Source organism: Protofrankia sp. Cas8 (assembly GCF_963555845.1).
Lineage (GTDB): Bacteria > Actinomycetota > Actinomycetes > Frankiales > Frankiaceae > Protofrankia.
The window spans coordinates 2,058-2,995 of sequence record NZ_CAUVXI010000348.1; the positions used below are offsets into that span (position 1 = coordinate 2,058).

The 938-nt window shown below is 66.4% G+C and carries 1 protein-coding gene; it reads left to right on the plus strand.

The annotated features are described in order from the left end of the window. Positions 1-916 (plus strand): RHS repeat-associated core domain-containing protein (locus tag U9977_RS26660; RefSeq protein ID WP_322752026.1); only part of this gene is annotated, 916 nt, incomplete at its 5' end. Positions 917-938: the final 22 nt, after the last annotated feature.

Genomic DNA, 938 nt, shown 5'->3' on the forward strand with positions numbered 1-938 from the left:
CACGCTGCGCCAGCACAAGCGGCTGTCGGCGAAACCGCGTACCTGGCGCTACAGCTGGGACGCCGACGATCGCCTCACCGGTGTGACCACACCGGACGGCCAGCGCTGGCGGTACCGGTACGACCCGTTCGGCCGGCGGATCGCCAAGCAGCGCCTCGCCAGCGATGGCACCGGCGATGATCGTGGGGTGGTCGAGCAGGTCGACTTCGCCTGGGACGGCGTCGTCCTCGCCGAGCAGAGCCACGTCTCCGGCGACGACCCGGCACCTCGCGTCACCACCTGGAACTGGGAGCCCGGCGGTTTCCGTCCGCTCACCCAGTCCGAGCGCCGCCCGTCCGACACGGCTGCCGGCGGCAAAACCGGCGACGACGACACCGCCGCTGACCACGACAGCGCCGAGCAGGAGTGGTTCGACGCCCGGTTCCACGCCATCGTCACCGATCTCGTCGGCACGCCCACCGAACTCGTCGACCCCGACGGCGAGCTCGCCTGGCACGCCCAGACCACCCTGTGGGGCGCCGGCCCGCCATCGTCCTCCGCCGGTGGTGGCGTCGACTGCCCGCTGCGTTTTCCCGGCCAGTATCACGACCCCGAAACCGGCGCCCACTACAACTATCATCGCTACTACGACCCCGAGACCGCCCGGTACGACTCCACCGATCCCCTCGGCCTCACCCCGGCTCCCAATCCTCACACCTATGTCCACAATCCCCTGGGTTGGTTCGACCCCCTCGGCCTCGCGCCGTATGACATATTTGTTAGAAGGGGAACAAACTGGGAAAGCGCGGGCAGGCTGACCCGGCAGGCGCAAGCAGCGGAAGATACTGGACGGTTTCCGCACGGTGAAGCTATCCAAAAACCCTGTCTGGGTAATGTTGGTCGACGTTTCGCTCTTCTAGCGTGGATGAAATCTTGATTTTTCGATTGTTGTTGATCGC